This window comes from Colwellia sp. BRX10-9 (genome assembly GCF_014077405.1).
Classification (GTDB): Bacteria; Pseudomonadota; Gammaproteobacteria; order Enterobacterales; family Alteromonadaceae; genus Colwellia_A.
In genome coordinates this window covers 1-715 of the sequence record NZ_JACGVV010000096.1, presented here as the reverse complement: position 1 = coordinate 715, position 715 = coordinate 1, and the positions used below count along the sequence as shown (strand labels likewise).

The following is a 715-nucleotide window of genomic DNA, read 5'->3' as shown; positions in this document are numbered from 1 at the left end:
GTTGGTTAAAATAGTGAACGCAGCGAACAAAACCAACTGTTTTTTGTCCGTTTGAACGCCTTGTTAGAATTAAGTTCGCAAGGCCTGAACATTTTTAACCAAAGAATATTTTCAGCCCCACGATAAACATTATAACTATGCTAGCATAAGTCATTAATATTTCGAGTGAATCGGCCCCACTCCCAGAATTAAACATATACTTTACTTCTCTAGCTACAAACTCCGGTAAATTTTTAACACTAGCATCCATTTTTATAAAACCATTAGGAACGTAGATAACCTTCGAAAGAAAGTCTCTCCACCGTTTAGGTTTATGAGAACCTTCACTATTAATAGTTATATCTTCAGCACATAAGTCATTTGTAGTTAAATATATAAATGCCTTATCGTACCCAGCAAAATAAAGGGCTGCTATTCTTTTGTTTATAAGCTGCCAGCGAGTATAGTAATGGATTAAAAACCACAGCATAAAGTAAACAGTAAAAGTTGCTACCTTGGGAAGAGCTATAACATTAGCCACCCACTCAGGAGGCCAAATCCCTTTTGATATAATTGCACCAAATAGACTCAGTTGTACCAAAAAACCTGCATTTGACATGTTCTCTTTATGATTATGATATACCTGCCAAAGCTCAAGCTTTAAAGCTAAATATCCTGAATACTTTTCATCATTCATTTCGTTACATAACTCCTATTCAGATTGATTCTAACGCCC

At 35.4% G+C, this 715-nt stretch carries 1 protein-coding gene; it reads right to left on the bottom strand.

Annotation, left to right across the window (positions count from 1 at the left end; genetic code table 11):
• Window positions 1-94: 94 nt before the first annotated feature.
• Window positions 95-676 carry a hypothetical protein gene (locus H4J69_RS19620; RefSeq protein ID WP_182245205.1) on the bottom strand — a complete coding sequence of 194 codons (582 nt, stop codon included), beginning with the start codon at window positions 674-676 and terminating at the stop codon, window positions 95-97.
• Window positions 677-715: the final 39 nt, after the last annotated feature.